At 63.8% G+C, this 20891-nt stretch carries 17 protein-coding genes; 3 read left to right on the top strand and 14 right to left on the bottom strand.

What is annotated here, in order from left to right:
- Nucleotides 1-3 precede the first annotated feature (3 nt).
- Nucleotides 4-1296, bottom strand: coding sequence for an adenylosuccinate synthase (locus VKR55_RS28020; protein ID WP_324408545.1), 1293 nt, complete (start codon nucleotides 1294-1296; stop codon nucleotides 4-6).
- 668 nt (nucleotides 1297-1964) lie between these two features.
- Between VKR55_RS28020 and VKR55_RS28015 the strand changes: the two genes are divergently transcribed.
- Entirely contained in the window at nucleotides 1965-2891 is a 927-nt protein-coding gene (locus VKR55_RS28015; protein ID WP_324408544.1) for a DMT family transporter, read from the top strand.
- Between the two features lie 275 nt (nucleotides 2892-3166).
- Nucleotides 3167-4093: a DMT family transporter gene (locus VKR55_RS28010; RefSeq protein ID WP_324408542.1), complete on the top strand. Its 927-nt coding sequence runs from the start codon at nucleotides 3167-3169 to the stop codon at nucleotides 4091-4093.
- Nucleotides 4094-4117: 24 nt separating this feature from the next.
- On the opposite strand, the gene VKR55_RS28005 is transcribed toward VKR55_RS28010, so the two are convergent.
- Nucleotides 4118-5803, bottom strand: coding sequence for a methyl-accepting chemotaxis protein (locus VKR55_RS28005; protein ID WP_324408540.1), 1686 nt, complete (start codon nucleotides 5801-5803; stop codon nucleotides 4118-4120).
- A 300-nt stretch (nucleotides 5804-6103) separates the two neighbouring features.
- On the opposite strand from VKR55_RS28005, the gene VKR55_RS28000 reads away from it, so the two are divergent.
- Nucleotides 6104-7147, top strand: a complete 1044-nt coding sequence (locus tag VKR55_RS28000) for a C-terminal binding protein (RefSeq protein WP_324408538.1) — start codon at nucleotides 6104-6106, stop codon at nucleotides 7145-7147.
- Between the two features lie 55 nt (nucleotides 7148-7202).
- Here the strand turns inward: VKR55_RS28000 and VKR55_RS27995 are convergent, their stop codons facing one another.
- The 12 genes from VKR55_RS27995 to VKR55_RS27940 all read right to left on the bottom strand — a co-directional run.
- Nucleotides 7203-9359 (bottom strand): adenylate/guanylate cyclase domain-containing protein, encoded by a 2157-nt coding sequence (locus VKR55_RS27995; protein WP_324408536.1) that lies wholly within the window; start codon nucleotides 9357-9359, stop codon nucleotides 7203-7205.
- 3 nt (nucleotides 9360-9362) lie between these two features.
- Complete coding sequence (locus VKR55_RS27990) at nucleotides 9363-10022, bottom strand: hypothetical protein (RefSeq protein WP_324408534.1); 660 nt, start codon at nucleotides 10020-10022, stop codon at nucleotides 9363-9365.
- 273 nt (nucleotides 10023-10295) lie between these two features.
- A complete protein-coding gene (locus VKR55_RS27985) occupies nucleotides 10296-11978 on the bottom strand; it encodes a mucoidy inhibitor MuiA family protein (protein ID WP_324408532.1) in 1683 nt (560 codons plus the stop codon).
- Between the two features lie 433 nt (nucleotides 11979-12411).
- The gene (locus VKR55_RS27980; protein WP_324408530.1) at nucleotides 12412-13581 is read right to left on the bottom strand and encodes an acetyl-CoA C-acyltransferase; all 1170 of its coding nucleotides are present in this window, start codon (nucleotides 13579-13581) and stop codon (nucleotides 12412-12414) included.
- A 219-nt stretch (nucleotides 13582-13800) separates the two neighbouring features.
- Nucleotides 13801-15390: a phosphoglycerate dehydrogenase gene (gene serA / locus VKR55_RS27975; RefSeq protein WP_324408528.1), complete on the bottom strand. Its 1590-nt coding sequence runs from the start codon at nucleotides 15388-15390 to the stop codon at nucleotides 13801-13803.
- A 123-nt stretch (nucleotides 15391-15513) separates the two neighbouring features.
- The gene (locus VKR55_RS27970) at nucleotides 15514-16686 is read right to left on the bottom strand and encodes a phosphoserine transaminase (protein WP_324408527.1); all 1173 of its coding nucleotides are present in this window, start codon (nucleotides 16684-16686) and stop codon (nucleotides 15514-15516) included.
- A 172-nt stretch (nucleotides 16687-16858) separates the two neighbouring features.
- Nucleotides 16859-17149: a hypothetical protein gene (locus tag VKR55_RS27965; protein ID WP_324408526.1), complete on the bottom strand. Its 291-nt coding sequence runs from the start codon at nucleotides 17147-17149 to the stop codon at nucleotides 16859-16861.
- A 22-nt stretch (nucleotides 17150-17171) separates the two neighbouring features.
- Complete coding sequence (locus VKR55_RS27960; RefSeq protein WP_324408525.1) at nucleotides 17172-17639, bottom strand: GNAT family N-acetyltransferase; 468 nt, start codon at nucleotides 17637-17639, stop codon at nucleotides 17172-17174.
- 2 nt (nucleotides 17640-17641) lie between these two features.
- Entirely contained in the window at nucleotides 17642-18244 is a 603-nt protein-coding gene (locus VKR55_RS27955) for a glutathione S-transferase family protein (protein ID WP_324408523.1), read from the bottom strand.
- Between the two features lie 85 nt (nucleotides 18245-18329).
- Nucleotides 18330-19148: an outer membrane protein gene (locus VKR55_RS27950; RefSeq protein WP_324408522.1), complete on the bottom strand. Its 819-nt coding sequence runs from the start codon at nucleotides 19146-19148 to the stop codon at nucleotides 18330-18332.
- Between the two features lie 180 nt (nucleotides 19149-19328).
- A complete protein-coding gene (locus VKR55_RS27945; protein WP_324408520.1) occupies nucleotides 19329-20213 on the bottom strand; it encodes an outer membrane protein in 885 nt (294 codons plus the stop codon).
- Nucleotides 20214-20474: 261 nt separating this feature from the next.
- On the bottom strand, nucleotides 20475-20891 hold a 417-nt coding region (locus VKR55_RS27940), incomplete at its 5' end, for an MFS transporter (protein WP_324408518.1).

The raw sequence follows: 20891 nt of genomic DNA, 5'->3' as shown, positions 1-20891 counted from the left end.
CCGTTAAGCCTCAAACGGGTTCTGCACCAGAATAGTATCCTCTCGTTCCGGGCTGGTGGAAAGCAAGGCGATAGGACAACCCACCAACTCCTCCACCCGCCGGACATATTTGATCGCCTGGGCCGGCAAGTCCGCCCACGAGCGGGCGTTGGCGGTGGGCTGCTTCCAGCCCTCGATGGTCTCATAGATCGGCTCGACCCGGGCCTGCGCGCCCTCGCCGGCCGGCAGATGATCGATTTCCTTGCCGTCCAGTCGATAGCCGGTGCAGACCTCGACCGAATCGAAGCCATCGAGAATATCGAGCTTGGTCAGCGCGAGTCCGTTAATTCCACAAGTGCGGACAGTCTGCCGCACCAGCATCGCGTCGAACCAACCGCAGCGCCGCTTGCGCCCGGTATTGACGCCAAACTCCCGGCCACGGCGGCCGATCTCCTCGCCGATTTCGTTCTGCAGCTCGGTCGGAAACGGGCCCTGGCCCACCCTTGTGGTGTAAGCCTTGCAGATGCCGAGCACATAACCGACCGCGCTCGGGCCCATGCCGGTTCCCGTCGCGGCCTGCGCCGCAACCGTATTAGACGAAGTGACGTAGGGATAAGTGCCGTGATCCACATCGAGCAGCGCGCCCTGCGCGCCCTCGAACAGGATGCGCTTGCCCTCGCGCCGCTTCAGGTCGAGCAGCCGCCACACCGTCTCGGCATAGGGCAACAATTTGGGCGCCATATCGCTGAGCTCGCGCAGGATGCTTTTGCCGTCGATCTCTTCCAGGTTAAGCCCGCGCCGCAGCGCGTTATGGTGCGCCAGCAGGCGGTTGATCTTGTGCGGCAGCGTGTCGAGGTCAGCAAGGTCCATCAGCCGGATCGCGCGGCGGCCGACCTTGTCCTCATAGGCCGGCCCGATGCCGCGGCGCGTGGTGCCGATCGCGGTGACCGCATTCGAGCTTTCGCGCAACGCATCGAGCTCACGATGCAACGGCAGGATCAGCGTGACGTTTTCGGCGATCCTCAAATTATCGGGGCTGACCGCAACACCCTGCCCCTTCAGCTTCGCCACCTCGTCGAGGAAGGCTTGGGGATCGAACACCACGCCATTGCCGATCACCGCGAGCTTCGACGGACGCAGCACGCCCGAGGGCAACAGCGCAAGCTTGTAGGTCTCGCCATTGATGACGAGGGTATGGCCGGCATTGTGGCCGCCCTGAAAGCGCACAACGATATCGGCCTGTTCCGACAACCAGTCGACGATCTTGCCCTTTCCTTCGTCGCCCCATTGGGCGCCGACGACGACAACGTTGGCCATTCCTGGACTAATCCCTCTGCAATCCTTCACTCACACGAGCACGAACCCTCACGGAAACCGCTTCCACACCCCACAATTCAACTTTGGAGCTCGCTTTTTCCGGGTTCATGCGCCCAGCTCAAAATCACGGCCGGGGCCGCTCGCATGCGAGGCGCTTAACCGGATAAAGGAAGCGGCTGATCTAGGCAAGCAAGAAGGGCCTCCCGTACGACCCTGGAACCGTCCCCAACCCCTTGATATCCCCTGTAAAATCTCGCCCCTCGCGTCACTTCGAACTGCCATAAGGCGGCTATGGGGCCTTTCCGGGGCAGACAACGTCGCGATCGGCCTGCCACAGCGAAATCCGCTCATCCTTTGGTAGATACATGGCCTCGCCCGGCTTGACCTCAAAGGCCATCACGACCGAACTCTGGTTACGCAAGGTGCCGTCGGCACCCGGCATTGTTGGCGACGTTCTCCCCTAACGTCAGCGCGCCGTTCACGTGATAGCCGGGCAGCGAGCTATAGGCGTCATATGCGCAATTCCGCGCATGGTCGCGATGCATCCGGCCCCATTGAACGGCGCACGGAATCCGTGTCTGTGGGAAAGCCGGGCACAGGCCGGCCCGGAGCAGGCGCCCGGGCGGGTGCCGAGGCGCATTGGAAGCCTGATCGCAAATCCGCTCACGATGTCCGCCTCCGACCAAACCGCGCACGCGCGCTCCTTCGCCTCCCCCTACTGGATCGCCAACCAGCCGCGTCTTCTCTTGTGCATCACCGCGCTGTGCTGGGCCGGCAATGCGATCGTGGGAAAGTTCGCCGCCGGTCACATTCCGCCGGTGACATTGGCGTTCCTGCGCTGGAGCGTCGCGTTCCTGCTGCTGCTTCCCTTTGCCTGGAAGCATCTGGTGCGCGACTGGCCCGCGATCCGCGGCAAGCTCGGTGTCATGATCCTGGTCTCGATCACCGGCATCGGCATCTTCAACACGCTGCAATACTGGGCGCTCGAGTACACCCAGGCGCTGAACACGCTGCTCCTGCAATCCGCCGGTCCCCTCGTGGTCGCGGTGTGGTCGCTGATCCTGCTCGGCGTGCGGCTGACGCTGGCGCAGGCGATCGGCATCCTGCTCTCGCTTGCCGGCGTGCTGGTGATCGTGACACATGGCGATCTCACCACGCTGTCGAACATTCGGTTCAACAAGGGCGACCTGATCTTCCTGGTCGCGATGGTGATCTTTTCGCTCTATTCGGTGCTGACCTTGAAGCGGCCGGCCATTCATGGCCTGTCCTTTGCGACTTTCACCTTTGGCGCCGGCGCGGCCTGCCTGATCCCGCTCCTGATCCTTGAATTGATGACGCGTCCGGTGATGGCGCTCGATGCGCCGAACCTGCTCTCGATCTTCTACGTCTCGGTATTTCCCTCGATCGTCGCCTATCTCTGCTTCAATCGCGGCGTGCAGCTCATCGGCGCCAACCGCGCCGCGCCGTTCTTCCACGTCGTGCCGGTCTTCGGCTCGGTGATGGCGATCGTCTTTCTCGGCGAGCATCCGCAGCTCTCCCATCTGATCGGCTTTGCCCTGGTGCTGGCCGGCGTCTACGTCGCTTCGCGCAGGTAGAGGCGAGATCTCGCGATCGGGTCCACAGAAGTCGTAGCGTGATTTGAATTGCAAACGGCTTGCTCGGTATCGTCGCCCGGCTCGACCGGGCGATGCAGTATTCCAGCGACCGGCCATGCTCACATGGGACGCCTCTGGAATACTGGATGCCCGCTTTGGCGGGGCATGACAGCGATGATTATTGGCGCATGGCAGCAATACACGACGAACCCTTGTCGCGCACGGCATTTCAGGCACAACGGCATCATTGCTTCAAAGCCACGAACCGTCCCGCATTGTCGGAAAAATCCAAAACTCATTCGCCGCTCGGCTGGCTCAACAACCAGCCCTATCTGCTGCTCAGCCTGACCTCGCTGATCTGGGCCGGCAATATCGTGCTGGCGCGCTATGTGGCGGGCCATGTGCCGCCGATGACGCTGTCCTGCGTGCGCTGGATCGGCTCGTTCATCCTGCTCTGGCCGTTCGCGAAGGATCATCTGAAACGCGACTGGCCGACGATGCGGGCGCGACTACCGTTGCTGCTCATGCTGTCGGCGACCGGCTTTGCCTTCAACAACGCGCTGTCCTACTGGTCGCTGGAATACACAACTGCGCTGAACGCGCTCTTGATCCAGTCGTCCGGGCCGCTGTTCGTCGCGCTGTGGGCGCTGGTCTTGTTCGGCGTGCGGCTCACTCTGGCGCAGCTCGCCGGCATCGTGATCTCGCTTCTCGGCGTGCTCACCATCATCCTGCGCGGCGATGTGACCGCGCTCGCTGCGATCCGACTGAACCGCGGCGATCTGATGTTTGCCGGCGCGGTCGCGTCGTTCGGGCTCTATTCCGCGCTGGTGACGCGCCGGCCGGTGATCCATCAATTGTCGCTGGTCACCTTCACCATGGGCTGCGGCGCGGTGATGCTGATCCCGTTCGCGATCTGGGAATATGTGAGCGGCTTTCCGCCCAAGGCCGACCTGCTCACGGCCGCGACGCTGAGCTATGTCGTGGTGTTCGCGTCAACCCTCGCCTATACCTTCTTCAACCGCGGCGTTGCGCTGATCGGCCCGAATCGCGCAGCGCCGTTCCTGCATCTGGTGCCGGTGTTCGGCTCGGTGATGGCGATCGTGTTGCTCGGCGAGGAGCTGAAGCCGTTTCACGTCATCGGCTATGTGCTGGTGCTCGCCGGCGTGATCATCGCCTCGCGCCAGGGTTCGGGGAAGTCGTAGGTGGGTTAGAAATCGTAGGGTGGGTTACGCCGCCCTCACCTTGGTGAGGAAGCCGTCGACGGCGCTGCGCAGCATGCCGGACTGATTGTCCAGCTCGCGCGCATTGGACAGCACTTCGCCCGCCGCCTTGCCGGTGGCCTCTGCGGCGGTGGTGACGCCGCCGATATGGGCGTTGATCTCGCTCGAGCCGGCCGCGACCGACTGGATGTTGCGGGCGATCTCGCGGGTCGCCTCGCCCTGCTGCTCGATCGAGGTCGAGATGCTCGAGGTGATCTCGCTCATCTGGGCAATCGTCTGCGTGATGCCGTTGATGGCGGCGACCGCATCGCTGGTCGACTGCTGCATGGCGGCGACCTGACCGGAGATTTCCTCGGTCGCCTTCGCGGTCTGGTTGGCGAGTGCCTTCACCTCGGAGGCGACCACGGCGAAACCGCGGCCGGACTCGCCGGCGCGGGCCGCTTCGATGGTGGCGTTGAGCGCAAGCAGGTTGGTCTGCGCTGCAATCGAATGGATCAGCTTCACCACTTCGCCGATCTTCTCGGCGCCGGTGGACAGCACCTGGACGGTGGCGTTGGTGCGCTCGGCGTCGCCGACCGCCTTGCTCGCGATCTCGCTGGAGCGCGCCACCTGTCGTGCAATCTCCGAGACCGAGCTCGATAGCTCTTCGGCCGCGGCGGCAACCGTGCCAACATTGCTGGAGGCGCTCTGCGAGGCAGCGCTGACATTGGCCGCGCGGGCGCTGGCATCGCTTGCGGTCGAGGTCATCGACTGCGCCGTGGTCTGCATGCCGGCGGCGGCCGTCGACACCGTGCGGACGATGCCGTTGACGCTGCGCTCGAAATCGCCGGCAAGGTTTTCCATGGCCGTGCGGCGATCTGCCGCCGCGCGGGCCTGCGTCTCGGCCTCGGATTTCTCCAGCTCGCGCATGCGCACCAGCTTGTCCTTGAAGACCTGAACGGTGGCGGCCATCTTGCCGACCTCATCGCCGCGACCGACGCCTGCGATCTCGCCTTCCAGCTTGCCGTCGGCCAGGTCCTGCATGCGGGCGCCAAGCAGCGCAAGGGGCCTGGAAATGCTGCGACCGATGAACCAGGCGATGCCGCCGGAAACCGCGGCGATGCCGAGGATGGCGAGCCCGAGCACCCAGGCGATCGGCCGAAGCTTGGCGTCGAGGTCGTCGAGATAGGCGCCGGTGCCCATATACATGTCGAAGCCCGGAACGGCGACCGCATAGCCGATCTTGCGGATCGGCGTGCTCTGGCCCGGCTTCACATATTCATAGCGCAGCAGGATCTCGCCATTGGCCTTTACGCCGTCCATGATTTCCCGCGACAGCTTGCGGCCGTTGGTCACCACATCCATGCGATTGGTGCCGACCTGCTTCGGGTCGGGCGACATCTGGGTGATGCCGTCATAGGTGGTGCCGTAGATATAGCCCGAGCCCTTGTCGTAGGTCATCGCGTTGCCGAGCTTGCGAAGCTCGGCGAGCGCCTGCTCCTTGGTGAGCTTGCCGGCATCGACCTCTTTCTTGAGCTCACCCGCCATATTGCGAACCATCTCGACAATCGCCTTGGTCTGATCGATGCGGGCGTTCAGCATCTCCTGTTGCATCAGGTAGCCCGCAAGACCTCCGGCGATGCAGAGGCCGATCAGCGTGACGCCGAGCAGGATGCCGAGTTTCGGCGCAATCGTCAGATTGTTGAGCTTCACAGGGATACTCCGGGAGTTCAGACCGTAGGCGGGGCGATTAACGCATGATTCAGCTCACGATAGAGTGAATTCCCTTCCGGTTTGTTACAGCCCGATCCGTAAAAGTTCGCACCCGGCAGACCGCCATGGGCGGATTTCGCTACCACTCTGATTCACCCGAGCTCGGCGCAATCCTTGATTGCGTTCCGGGCCTAGCCGAGCGGCGTGCGGCCATGCTTTGATGGATGAGACCGGCAGGATGGCCGCGCGAGACGGCCAAAAAGAGGGTCCAACAGACCTTAAGAAAATCGGGAGCGATGAATGGCGAAGTTCAGGGTGGTGACGCCGAAGGGCGCGAGTTTCACGGTGGCGGGCGGCGGCTACGCCTATGAGAAGGAGGCGCTCGATGCGATAGGTGCCGAGATCATCGAGGCGCCGGCCAACGAGGCCGAGTTCATCGCCGCTGCAAAGAGTGCGGACGCGATCTACGCCAAGGGCATGCGGATCACGAAAGCGGTCATCGACGCGCTGGAGAACTGCAAGGTGATCACGCTTGGCAGCGTCGGTGTCGACTCGGTCGACGTCAAGGCCGCGACCGCGCGCGGCATTCCCGTCACCAACATCCCCGATACCTTCATCGAGGAAGTCGCCGACCATGCCATGATGCTGCTGCTCTCCGGTTTCCGCCGGCTGGTCGAGCAGGACAAGATGGTGCGCGAGGGCCGCTGGAGCGAGGGCCGGCCAGCGCTCCTGAAGATTCCACGGCTGATGGGCCAGACGCTCGGCCTCATCTCCTTCGGCCGCGTCGCGCGCGCGGTGGCGAAACGCGCGGCGCCATTCGGGCTCCGCCTGATGGCCTACGACCCCTTCATCCAGGAAACGCTGATGTATGACCATGGCGTGATGCCGGCGACGTTATCGGAGGTGCTGTCGCAATCGGATTTCGTGTCGATGCACGCGCCGGCGCGGCCCGAAGTGCATCACATGCTGGGCGAAGCCCATTTCAGGCAGATGAAGAAGACCGCGATCTTCATCAATACCGGACGCGGCGCGACCGTGAACGAGGAAGCGCTGATCAAGGCGCTGCAGGAAGGCTGGATCGCGCACGCCGCGCTCGACGTCCTGGAGACGGAGCCGCCCTCGCACAACAATCCGATGCTGCGCATGGAAAACACGACGCTGACCGCGCATGTCGCTTCCGCTTCCGCACGCTTCGACGAAGCGCGCAAGCGGCGGGTCGGCTACGAATTGTCACTGGTGCTGCAGGGGATGTGGCCAGTGAGCTGCGTCAATCCGTCGGTGCTGCAGAACACCAAGTTGAAGCGCTGGCAGCCGGTCAGCATGGATCGCGGGCCGAACAGCTAGTGCGGGATGAGTCTTGGTCGAATCGACGAGCCGCGAGTTCGCGTACGCCGGTGCGTTATTTGCTATCCAGCGAAGCGACCGGCTCCCAATCGCTATCGGGCGGGCGCTTCGTTAGTTCGTTCGCCCGCTTCAGGAACAATGCGGCCGGCTTGTCGTACTCCGCCACGCGCGAAAAGCTTGTCACAGCGGCATCGAACTCGCGCGCCCGCCAGTGCTTCAGACCTGTCGCATAGGCGCTTGCCGCTTCCTGCTGTGCCGAAGTCTCCTGCCCCGCCTCCGCGACCAACTCGTAGATTTTCAGCGGCGTGACGCGTCCCTTGACCCGCACCGCATCGAGCTCGCGCCAGGTGAAGGCGGCAGAGGTCGCCGCAACCGTCGTCTCCGAGGCGATGATGGTCGTGCCGTAAAACTTGTTGGCGCCCTCGAGCCTCGAAGCGACATTCACCGCATCGCTCATCACGGAATAATTGAAACGCCGGCGAGAGCCGATGTTGCCGACCAGCGCGGCGCCCGAATTAAGCCCCATGCGATGGGCGACGTTCAGGCCGCGAAAGGCGGGCGAGGTGCGGTTGAGCTCCTTGAGCCGGACACGGCAGCGGAGCGCGGCGCTAGCCGCATGGTGCGCGTGATCGGCGTCATCGACCGGCGCACCGAACACCGCGACGATGGAATCGGCGATGTATTTCTCGACATAGCCGCCCTCGGTCTCGATGATGTCGGTCATCGCGGAAAGATATTCGTTCATGAAGGCGACGAGTTCGGTCGGCGTCATCTTCTCGGAGATCGAGGAGAAGCCTTCGAGGTCGGAGAAGAACACCGTGACCTCGCGCGTCTCGCCGCCGAGCGCGGGCAATTTGTTCGACGCCAGCATCTGATCGATCACCTGCGGCGCGAGGTAGAGCGCAAAGCTCCGGCGCAACAGCCGCTGGCCGCGATCGGTGACGACCAGGCGATAGGCGATCATCAGAAGCAGCGCGGCGAGCCCTGCCGCAAAAGGCTCGGTCAGCGGCAGCACCCACGTCCTCGAAAACGCGAAGATGGCAGCCGCGGTCCAGATCGCGGCAATGCCCAAATAGACCGCGCCTGCGGCAAGCGGCACCAACCATCGCGCCGCAAGAGCGGCGAGCAGCGCAAAGCCGATCGCGATCACGATGGTCGGCCATTCGCCGAGCTCAACGAGCGCGTCGCGACCGATCAGATTGTCGATCGCGGTTGCATGGATATATACGCCTGCGATCTTGTCGGTGCTGAACTTCGCCGCAACGGGCTTGACCTGCGGCAGCACGCAGCGCGGGCCGTTGGCCTGGTCAGGGGCGGTCGCGAAGCGTTTGGAGGTCAGCTTGCGGTCCTCGATATCAGTCAGCGTGCCGAAGATGACGATCTTGCCGGCAAAGTGCCGGCGGAAAAAATCCTTGTCGTCGCGTTCGACGCAGGCGCGCAGGTCCGCGAGCGAGTAGGTCGGGATGTCGTCGGCGCCGCCGTTGAAATTCAGCGTCATCGTGTTCGCGACGGATCCGGGAATCCGGTAACCGGCGAGCCCGAGACTGCCGTCTTTGTCGAGCACCGGCTGGGCCTTGAGGGCGCGCGAGGCGAGCTCCAGCGCCATCGACCGGATCGGCTTCTGCTTGCCGGCAAAGGTGAGCTGCACGCGGCGGACGACATCGTCGGGGTCGGTATAGACGTTGAGCGGCCTAATGTTCTCTTGCTGGCGGACGGCGATGCGTTGCCCGGGCGCCGGCAAGATATCGCCATCGGGGCGCAGCCACTCGCCGAGGAGGACCTTGCCGGCGGCCGCACCTGACCGCAGCGACAACAGGAACGGACGATCGAAGCCCCGCAGCTTCGCACCCAGGATGTCGTCGCCAAAGGGCATTTCGGACTGCTCGATCGAATTGACGAAGACGATGTCGAAGCCCGCGACCTCGGCGCCGCCATCGAGCACGGCGTTCAGCACGCGGCCGATCTCGGTGGTCCAGGCCGATGTCGGCGTGCTCTTGAAGGGCGGCGTGTCGTAGGTCTCTTCGTCGATCGCGATCACCGCGACCGGCGCCGCTGCGGGATCGCGGCGCGCGCCCATGAGCTTCCAGCGCAGGGCGGTGAGGATGTCGATCGACCAGCCATGCACCAGGCTGACCGGCGGCAGCGCCGATAGAGTACCGCTCAGCAAGGCAATGAGCAGAACAGCGACAGCATCGCGCCTGACGGCCTTCATGCGCTATTGCAGCGTCACCAGCCGGCCGATCACCGGGCCAGAGCCGGGCGTGGCGCTGCCGTCGACCACGATGGCAGTGTGCTTCGCGTTCAGCGTCATCGCATAGGAGCCGCCGGGCTTCAGCACGATGTTGTTTCTGGCGAGATCATAGAACCTGCCGCGCACCGGCCGCGCTTTGGCGAGGTCGATCTCGTAGCGCTCGCCCTTCACGTCCGTCCGCTCGACCACGAGCTTGCCGCGTTCAGAGGTGGCCACGATCGGCGACTGACCATGAAGCACCAGCGGCGGCGGCCCTGCCTCCAGGCCGCGCACCACGGTTGCTGCGCTTTCACTGGTTTCCTTGCCGATGCGCTCGGCCTGGCTCGAATCGCAGGGCACCTTGCCGGCCTTGAACTCTGCAAGGTGCACCGCGCTCGCTTCGGTGCCGATGATCACGGTGCCGATGCCGGAAATGGTCTCGTGCCAGCAGGATTTCATGTAGCCGATGGTGATCGAGCCGCCCGCGCCAAGCTTGATGACCTGTCCGGGAACGACATAGTCCATGAGCTCGGCGCCGGTGACTTTCCCTTGCACGTCCTCGACGACGGCAACCGGCGCCTGCCCGGCGCCAGCGACGCCGGTCAGGCCGATCAGGGCGACAACAGCGGAGAAAAGTCGTTTCATTGGCAGGACCCCAATTGAACAGGCCAAGTGTAGTGCCGGCCAACCCCGGCTAACACCCCTCTTTGGAACGAGTGATAGCCTCACGGCGGCGCTAGCTGCGTGAGCAATATCACATTCGACGTATTTATCCGCGGCGGGGTTTCCGAAAGCGGGCGGCCGTCAGCGCATGATCCGGAAAAGTGTGTAGCGGTTTTCCGAAAAGCATGCCCTCGGGCTCGACCCGAGGGATCATGCGCCAACAAAATGCGGCCGCCCTGTGTTTGCCGACCGCCATCAGCCCGCGGGCACCATCACGACGCCCTTGTCCTTGGGCCAGCGTACGCGCCAGGCGAAGTTGATCTCTCTGACCTCGGCGGGCTTGGCTTCGAAGGCCCATTCCAGCACACCACGCTTGTCGCGGACATTGGTCCGGGTCGGCGGCGTCGTCGATGGCAGCATCTCCACCGCGATCTCCTCGTTCTCGCTGACCGGCAATTGATCCTCGATCGCAACCTTGATTGCGAAATCGTGGCCGTTGCGGATCGTGGTCTTGAACGCGCGCTGGTCGGTCCTGGAGGTGACGATCAGCCCGGCCGAGCCCTCGTTACGCCTGAGCACCGCGCGCTCGATCTTGACCTTGCCGTCGGCGCCGAAGCCCAGCCGCACAGTCTCGTCCTTGCCGGCGGCGACAATCGTGCCGCGCCCCACGAACATACCGTCCCGGTAGATCGAGACCTTGCCCGGCAGCAGCGGCGCCGTGTCACCCTGTACGAAGCTCGCTTCGAGGAAGGCGGTCGGATCGAGCACCGGGGTCGAGCGGATCACGAGATCGGGCGTGACCGTCATGCTGGCGATACGCAAGCTTTTTGTGCCTTCGCTGGCGCCGACGCTGACGCGTCCGGGAATCTTGAACGCGGCCTGGAAGCTGGCGACCTCGGCGGAGGCTTCCTGCTCCTCGGCGCGCTTCTCGCCGGCAGGCTCGGGCGGCGGAGGCGGCGAGTATTGCAGCGCCCTCAGCGCATCTTCCCTCGGAGCACCGGGCGCCCTCCGATCCGCAAGGCCGCCGGCAGGGGCGGAACGCGGGGCTTGCGGATATTGCACCACGAGCGTGCCAAGATCGGGTGCATCGCCGCCGCGCGCGGTGCGAACGGTGGAGACGCCGAGCACGACGTTCGACCAGTCTTCGCCGGTCGACTGGATGATTTCGGCGCGGCGGACCAGCTCAAGCGACGGCTTGCGGTCCTTCGAACCGGTGTCGAGGCGAACATCGTAGATCGGCGTCCAGCGCGCATTCGGAATCGAGTAGGTGACCCGCAGCGTCGCCTTGGTGGCCGCTGCCGCGGCAAGGTCGATCCGGACCTCGAGCTTTTCCGGCGGCGTGACGTCGCGGTCCGACTTCAGCCGCGCGATCTGGCGATCGATCTCGCGCTGCTTGCGCTGCGCCTCGCGAACGGCGGTGTCGGCGTTCGCGACCTCTTCCGCCACGGCCGCGAAGGCCGCGCGCCATTCGGCGAGCGGACGCGCCTCGCCCTTTTCGCCCAGTCCGGCCGGCGAGTCCTGAGCAAAGCGCTCCGCAAATTTTTTCCGCGCTACGGCTGCGGCAATGGCGCCGCTGAGATCGGCGCGCTGGTCCTTCAGCGCCTCGATGCGCTTGTCGATCTCGGCCTGCTCGACCGGCGGCACGGGCTTTGGCGGCCGCGCATCGATGGCGCCGATCGTGAGCTTCGCGCCCGCCTCGCCCTCGACCCGCAGCGAGGACTTGTCCAAGAGCGGCGGGAAATCCTTCGCCACCAGCGTATTGTCGCCCGACGGCAGGTCGAGCGTGATGACGCGCGTGACGCTGGCGCCGTCCGGATAGACGGTGACGGCGTCGACGGTCGATGTCGCGTCGAGATCGGCGGCCCTGACCGGCGCGGCGGCAAAGGCCGTCACCAGCACGAGACCCGATGTGGTAAGGCAATTGGTAATCAGACGCATCTATCCCTCCTGCAGGGTGCTCGCGGCTGCGCAAGCGCCCTCACCCGCGCTGGCGATGCCAGCCGGCTGAAGTCACACCCCCATTAATGGCTTAGACGGACAGGAAGTGAGTTGGTTCGAATCAGATTTCCGTGCGGCCGAGCACGGACGGAAACGGGCGGAGGTGGCGGCTCGCGTCTCTGCCGTCATTGCGAGCGCAGCGAAGCAATCCACGGTCAACCCGAATCGCGGGAAAATGGATTTGCTTCGTCGCGGAGCCTGTCATCGGGCCGCGCATTCGCGCGGACCCGTTGGCTCCTCGCAATGACGAAAGACTTTGGGTTACGCGCGAGAATCGTAGGTGGTAAAGTTCGTAGGGCGGGTTGAGCGCACGCGAAACCCATCGACGCTGAAGCGGTGGGTTTCGCTTTCGCTCAACCCACCCTACGCATTCTCAATAAATCTCGAACAAGCCCGCGCCGCCCTGGCCGCCGCCGATGCACATGGTCACGACGCCCCACTTGGCCTTGCGGCGGTGGCCTTCCTGCAGGATATGGCCGGTGAGGCGCGCGCCGGTCATGCCGAAGGGATGACCGATCGCGATCGAGCCGCCATTGACATTGTACTTGGCGGGATCGATGCCGAGCCGGTCGCGGCAATAGAGGCACTGGCTGGCGAAGGCCTCGTTCAATTCCCAGATGTCGATGTCGTCGATCTTCAGGCCCTGGCGCTTGAGAAGCTTCGGCACGGCGAAGACCGGGCCGATGCCCATCTCATCGGGCTCACAGCCCGCGATCGCCCAGGACACGAAGCGGCCCATCGGTTCGAGCCCGCGCTTCTCGGCATCCTTGGCTTCCATCAGCACGACTGCGGCGGCGCCGTCGGAGAGCTGACTGGCATTGCCGGCCGTGATGTACTTGCCCGGCCCCTTCACCGGCTCGAGCTTGGAAAGGCCTTCCATCGTCGTGTCGGGACGGTTGCACTCGTCGCGCGTGACCACGTAGTCGACGATGCTCTCGGCCTTCGTCACCTTGTCGACGACCTTCATCCTGGTCTTCATCGGGACGATCTCGTCCTTGAACTTGTTGGCCTGCTGCGCGGCGGCCATGCGGCGCTGCGACTCCAGCGAAAACTCGTCCTGATATTCGCGGCTAAGCTTGTAGCGCTCGGCGACGATGTCGGCGGTGTCGATCATCGCCATGTAGATGTCGGGCGCGTATTTCAGGAGCTCGGCATCCTGCGCTTCCTTCGGCATGCCGCCGGCGGGCGCGGAGATGCTCTCGACGCCGCCGGCGACGATGCAGTCGGCGCCGTCCGCGCGGATGTGGTTCGCCGCCATCGCGATGGTCTGCAGGCCCGACGAGCAGAAGCGGTTGACGGAGACGCCGGCGGTGCTCTTCGGCATTCCGGCAAGCAATGCCGCCTCGCGGCCGATGTTGCGGGCGCCATGGGCGCAATTGCCGAGATAGCAATCTTCGACATAGTCCTTGTCGACACCGGCGCGTTCCACCGCATGCTTGATGGCGTGCGCCGCGATGGTCATCGGCGGGGTGATGTTGAATCCGCCGCGGGCGGATTTTGCGAGCCCGGTGCGCGCATAGGAAACGATTACGGCGTCACGCATGTTTCTCTCCCTTCTCGGATAGCCAGTTGTGGCGTGTCATGAGGGTCACCGTACACACATTTTGCCGCAAGCGACAACAAAACGACGTGCGCCGCCCCGGTTTTGCCGGAGGCGGCGCGCTGTAGTTCCGCAGATCGGAATATGATGGGCGTCATGCGCTATGGCCCCGTCATTCCGGGGCGATGCGAAGCATCGAACCCGGAATGACCGCGGAGAGCGTTAGAACACCAGCGCCTTGGCCTGGCGGACCTGGGGCAGCGCCTGCACCTTGGCGAGCACCGCCGGCGGCACCGCGCCGTCGACCTCGACCAGCGCGATGGCATCGCCGCCCTGCTTGACGCGGCCGAGATGGAAGGTCGCAATGTTGATCTTGGCGTCGCCGAGCAGACCCGCGAAGGCGCCGATGAAGCCCGGCTTGTCCTCGTTGGTCACATAGATCATCGACTTGCCGAACTCGGCATCGACCCGGATGCCCTTGACGTCGACCAGCCGCGGCTTGCCGTCATGATACACGGTGCCCGAGACCGAGCGCTCCTGACGCTCGGTCGTCACCGTCACGGTGATCAGGCTTTCATAGTCGCTCTGCGCGGCGCGCGTCACCTCGTCCACGACCATGCCGCGCTCCTTGGCGACGACCGGGGCGGACACGACATTGACGTCGCCGAGCATGGGACGCAGCAGGCCCGACAGCACCGCCGAGGTCAGCGCCTTGATCTTCATCTCGGCGACATGCCCCTCATAGGTAATCTGCACTTTGACGATGCCGGTCTCGGTGAGCTGGCCGGCAAACGAGCCGAGCTTTTCGGCAAGCTGAATGAACGGCTTCAGCTTCGGCGCTTCTTCCGCGGTGATCGACGGGAAGTTGACGGCGTTCGAGATCGCGCCCTGCAACAGATAATCCGACATCTGCTCGGCGACCTGCAGCGCGACATTCTCCTGCGCCTCGGTGGTGGCGGCGCCGAGATGCGGCGTGCAGATCACGTTGGGATGGCCGAACAGCACGTTCGAGGTCGCCGGCTCCTCGGTGAACACGTCGAAGGCCGCACCAGCGACATGCTTGGCATTGAGCGCATCGACCAGCGCCTGCTCGTCGACGAGGCCGCCGCGGGCGCAATTGATCAGGCGGACGCCCTTCTTCATCTTGGCGATCGCCGCCGCATCGATGATGTTTCTGGTCTTCTCGGTGAGCGGCGTGTGCAGGGTGATGAAGTCGGAGCGCTTGAGCAAGTCGTCAAGCTCGACCTTCTCCACGCCGATGTCCTTGGCGCGCTCCGGCGACAGGAAGGGATCGAAGGCGATCACGCGCATGCGCAAGCCCTGCGCACGGTCAGCAACGATCGAGCCGATATTGCCACAGCCGATCACGCCCAGGACCTTGCCGGTGATCTCGACGCCCATGAAGCGGTTCTTCTCCCACTTGCCGGCCTGCGTGGAGGCATCGGCCTGCGGGATCTCGCGCGCCAAGGCGAGCATCAGCGTGACCGCATGTTCGGCGGTCGTGATCGAATTGCCGAACGGCGTGTTCATCACGATGATGCCCTTGGCCGTCGCGGCCGGTATTTCCACATTGTCGACGCCGATGCCGGCGCGGCCGATCACCTTCAGCTTCGTCGCCTTTTCGATGATCTTGGCCGTCGCCTTCGTCGCGGAGCGGATCGCAAGTCCATCGTATTTGCCGATGATCTCGGCAAGCTTGTCCTTGTCTTTGCCGAGATTGGGCTGGAAATCGACCTCGACGCCGCGATCCTTGAAGATCTGCACGGCAGCCGGCGAAAGGGCGTCGGAAATGAGAACTTTGGGTTTGGTCATGGGAGCGATCCCTGATGAAGATTGGTTTCAAATCGTCACCCGCGGGCTCGATCCGCGGGTCCATCTTCCTGGATGGATGGCCGGGTCAAGCCCGGCCATGACGAGGAATGACGATGAGACCGATCAAGCCGCCCTCGGCAGCGCTGCCTTGGTCTCGGCGAAGGCCCAGTCGATCCATTGCGTCAATAGCTCGACATCTTTCGCCTCGACCGTCGCACCGCACCAGATGCGCAGGCCCGCCGGCGCATCGCGATAATGCGCGAAGTCGAAGCCGGCATTCTCCTTCTCGACCAGCGCGACGAGTTTCTTGCAGAAATCTCCCTGCAGGTCGGGCGTGAGCGAGGTGATCGCCGGATCGATGATCTTCAGGCACACCGAAGTGTTGGAGCGGATCGCGGGATCCTTGGCCAGGAAATCGATCCAGGGCGTCCGCGCCTTCCAGTCCGCCAGCACCTTGGTGTTGGCGTCGGCGCGCGCCATCAGCGCTTTCAAGCCGCCGATCGACTTGCCCCAGTTCAGCGCGTCGAGATAGTCCTCGACGCACAGCATCGACGGCGTGTTGATCGTCTCGCCCTCGAAGATGCCGGCGTTGAGCTTGCCGCCCTTGGTCATGCGGAAGATCTTTGGCAGCGGCCAGGCGGGCTTATACGTTTCAAGCCGCTCCACAGCGCGTGGGCTGAGCACCAGCATCCCGTGAGCCGCTTCGCCGCCGAGCGCCTTCTGCCAGGAGAAGGTGATGACATCGAGCTTCTTCCAGTCGAGGGCTTGCGCGAATGCGGCGGAGGTGGCGTCGCAAATCGTGAGCCCCTTGCGATCGGCCTTGATCCAGTCGGCATCGGGCACGCGCACGCCCGAGGTCGTGCCGTTCCAGGTGAAGATGATGTCGGTGTCGCAATCGACCTTCGACAGATCAGGGATGTCGCCATAGCCCGCGTGGAGCTGGGTGACCTCCTTGAGCTTCAATTCCTTGATGATGTCGGAAACCCAGCCCTCGCCGAAGGATTCCCAGGCGATGGTGGTGACGGGGCGTGCGCCGAGCAGCGACCACAGCGCCATCTCGACCGCGCCGGTATCGGACGCCGGCACGATGCCGACCTTGTAGTCGGCCGGCACTCCCAGCACTTCGCGCGTGAGCTCGATCGCCTGCTTGAGGCGAGCCTTGCCAACCTTGGCGCGATGCGAGCGGCCGAGGAGAGCGTCCTTGAGGTTTTGGGGATTCCAGCCGGGGCGCTTGGCACAGGGGCCGGAAGAAAAATGCGGCACGGTCGGCCGCTGAGCGGGCTTCGCTGCAGGCATTGTCTACCCTTCCAGATAGTAAGCCTCCCGTTGGGGGGAGGTGTCCCGCCGCTGCCAATATGGGAATCGCAAGCCTGCGTCAAGGAGCTTTGTGGGACTCACAGCGCGTTGATGCGCAATCAGCAGGTTCTTTCCGAGAAACGACGCGCGCGAGGAATAAACTTGCGCGTCGTCACTCCGGCGAGGCGCCGAGCGGCGTCCCGCCGCCGGGCGGCCGGTGCAGGAAGGTCATCGACGCATAGGCGCCGATCCAGGAGCCGATGGCGGCAAAGGCTACGTAGACCCAGTTCTCGGTGTAGCTGATGACCGCAAAGGAGGAGAGCAGATACCAGACGCTGCTCCAGGTCGCCGCCGGCACGCGTTTGCGCGCCACGACCGCAGAGGTAAACATCACGTAAACGGCGTCGGTCGCGGCCGTCGCCAGCACCACGGCAATCGCCGTCAAAGGATTGATGGCCGACATCGTCGTTCTCCCTGCTCCAAAGCTAGAATCGGATCGTCATGCCGATGTGGCTCTTCGCAAAGCCAAGGCGCTCGTAGAAGCGTTGCGCGTCGACGCGGGTGTGATGCGTGAGCAGCTCGGCGAGCTTGCAGCCCCTCGCCTTCGCCTCACCGAGCGCCCATTGCACGAGCTGCTCTCCGATGCCGCGGCTGCGGCGGTCGGAGGCCACGCGCACGTCCTCGATCAGGCCGCGCGAGGTGCCCTGCGAGCTCAGGCCCGGCAGGATGCAGAGTTGCAGGCAGCCGACCACGCGGCCGCCCTCCTCCGCCACCACGAGGTTGATGTTGGGATCGCGGCTCAGCCGCTCGAACGCCTCGCAATAAGAGGCCGGCAGCGGATCCTCGAGCCGTTCGCGGGCGCGGCCGAGATGATCGTCGGCGAGCATCGCGATGATGGCGGCAACGTCATCGAGGCGGGCGGGACGGATGGTGACGGGAGAAGTTGCGGTCATCTTCACGTTTGTTGATGCGTGATGGATGGCAAGCCGAGGCTGGCCTCGACCTCGCCGATCCAGCGCCGGATCGCAACATAGCGATCCATGTCAAATCCGCCTTCATGCGCAACGCGCGTGTAGGCCGCGAGCGCGACATCGGCGAGCGAGAAGGCGCCGCCGACAAGGAAGCGGCCCTGGCCGAGATGGCGTTCAAGATGATCGAGCGCCGCATAGCCGCGCTTCACCTTCTCCGGATCGAGCTCGGATGCCTTCTTGCCGAGATAGGCCATTTGAAAGCGGCAGACCGCAACGTAGGGCTCGTGGCTGTACTGCTCCCAGAACAGCCATTCATCCATCTTGGCGGCCGCAAAGTCTTCCTGGGGGATGAGATCGCTGCCGCGCGCGAGATAGCGGATGATGGCATTGGATTGCATGAGCGTCCGGCCGTCGTCGAGTTCGACCGTCGGCACCTGACCCCAGGGGTTGCGCTTGAGGAATTCAGGGGTGCGGCTGCCCCCTTTCAGGGTATCGATCTCGATCCACTGGTAGGAGAGCCCAAGACGGTCCGAGACCCATTTCACCTTGAGGCAATTGCCGGACTTGCCGTCGCCGTAGATCTTCATGCCTGCCGTCGCTCCGTCGATGCGACAGAGCAACAGGCAGGCGCGAAGCTGTCAACAGGGCGGCGCGGCGCGCCGACCTGCGCGATCAGAACTTGTAGCCGAGGCCGACACGGACGGTATTGACGTTGGTATCGATGGGAGACGTGAAGCGCACATATTCCCACTCCGCGCGCAGGAACAGGCAGGACATCAGCATCACATCCATGCCGAGGCCGCCGGAATAGCCGTAGATGAAATGGCTGTTCTTGGCATCGGTGGCGGAGAGATCGAACGGGATGTTGGTAAAGCCGGGCGCCGCGTTCGCGTTGACCTGATTGCCAAAAATATGCGCGGTGCGGATGATGTCGGCCTGGCCGAGCGCAACGCCGCCGAACACGTAAGGAAGGAACGAGCCGACAGAATAGCCGGCGCGGAGCCGCGCCGTGGCCATGTCGGAAATATTCATGCTCGCCGTCGATTCGTAGGTCACGCTGTCGGTGTAACCGCCGCTGGCGCCGAAGACTCGCGACATGCTGTCGGTTGACGTGCCGCCGAACTTGCCGTGCATGTAGCTGAGCTCAGCGCCGATCACGATGTCGTCCCACTGCTCGTTGTAGCCGGCGAATCCACCGAACCCGTTGCCATGCACGGACACCTTGCCACCGAGCGGCCATTCGGCGACGCCGCCGCCCGCCTCGACCGCGGTATTGACAAGCAGATGCGCAGCCACGCTCCGGGTTGCGCCGGTGAAATTCATGTCGGACGTGCCGAGCCCGCCCTGGCCGCCGATATAGAAGCCCTCCCAGTTCACCCTGGTGTGGGAGAAGCCGTCGGTGAAGCTGCCGCGCAGAAAATCAGGCATGTCGGCTGCGTGCGCGCTCGATAGCACGCCCAACATCACCGCCGCCAACAACAACCTGCGCATCGCAACGCTCCTAATCGAACACCGACTATGAAGGCGATCATCGCTCGTTAACCCTAACCAATCGTTATCGCACGGACTTCATCGGCGCCTTCGCGCAGGAAATCCGAATCATGCGCGCAAACGAAAACGGCGCGGGAAGCTCCCGCGCCGTTAATCGGTGTTAAGAGGTGAGAGGCCGGATCAACCCTTGCGCATCAGCGGCGGCGGCGGCAGCATCGGCGCGGGCTGATCGAAGTTCCAGCGCAGGCCGAGCGACACGTCGTTCGAGGTGATGTTGTGGAAGTTGAAGACGTGTCCGCCGGACGAACCATCAAAGGTCGAGACGACGCCGGTGACGCCGTCACCGAGATTGACGTAGTGATAGGCCATTTCAAGCGTCAGGTTCGGTGTGACCTGGTAGGCGAGGCCTGCGTGGATTGCCCAGGCGAAATTCCACTTCGAACCCGCCGCGGCGCTCGCAAAGCTCGCCACCGGAGGTCCGCTCACGACGGGGACGCCGAGGGGGGTGAAGTTCGCATTGTTGGCGCCGGTGTCGGTGAAGTTGTTGATCGACACCCGTGCGGTACCGATACCGGCACCGATGAACGGCGTCACGCACCACCATGTCCCGAGATCAGCATAGGCGTTGGCCAGGAATAGCAATTCGGACTTGCTGGCGTTGTAGTTGTCGATACCGCTTGCGGTCTTGCCACCCCACGGAAAGGTGAAGAGATCGGTACCCTTGAAGTTGGCATTGCCGCGCCATTGACCGGTGATGTCGGCGCGAAACCAGTTGTTGAACCGATAGCCGACGCCGACCTGATAGGTGCCCGCGGTGTCAAAGTCGGTTGTCTCGTTGAAACTGGTGAGCCCCGAATAGGCCGTCGGGTCCGACAGCCTGACATCATTGACCCTCTGATTGCTGAAGCCGATATCGCCGCGCAGATACCAGCCGCCAAAATCGACGGGCGGCGGGGCGTACATGGCGGGCGGCGGGGGCATGATCGAGGGCATGTCGGCGGCAAGAGCCGCGGTCGACATCAGCGAGGCCGCACCCGCGGCCATAAAATACTTAACGCTACGCATTGGCTTCATCCTTTTGGCCGGTGAGGCGAATAGGAAAAGCCTCACATTCAAGAAACCCACGCGTGGACCTTGCCACCAAATTCTTAAGCGGCACTTAACCCTAATTTTTAAGGTTGATTTTCTCTGAGCGAGGCGACCGCGGGCGCGGGAATGTGGCGTCCTCGGCTCAATTGCTAACAAGTGGTTGAGAAAAGGCGAATGGCGAGTGGCGAATAGTAAATGGATTGCCGACCACCCTATTCGCTACTCCCTATTCGCCATTCACGACCCGTTCGCCTGCCGCATATTCGGCAAAAACACCGCGAGCAAACCGATCGCCGGCAGGAACGCGCAGACCTGATAGACGAACTCTATCGACGTGTAGTCGGCGAGCTTGCCGAGCGCGGCCGCGCCGAGGCCGCCGATGCCGAACGCGACGCCGAAGAACACGCCGGAGATCATGCCGAAGCGATGCGGCACCAGTTCCTGCGCGAACACGATGATCGACGACGTCGTCGAGGAGATGATGAGGCCGATGAATATCGTGAGCACGGCGCTGGCCGAGAGCCCCGCATAGGGCAGCGCCAGCGTGAACGGAAGTGCGCCGAGGATCGAGAACCAGATCACGATCTTGCGGCCGAAACGATCGCCGATCGGACCGCCGAAGAAGGCGCCGACCGCGTTCGCAGCGAGGAAGAT

Origin of the sequence: Bradyrhizobium sp. (assembly GCF_035309285.1) — a bacterium.
Taxonomy (GTDB): Bacteria; Pseudomonadota; Alphaproteobacteria; order Rhizobiales; family Xanthobacteraceae; genus Bradyrhizobium.
The sequence above is the reverse complement of the archived record's forward strand: the minus strand, read 5'-3'. Positions and strand labels throughout refer to the sequence as shown.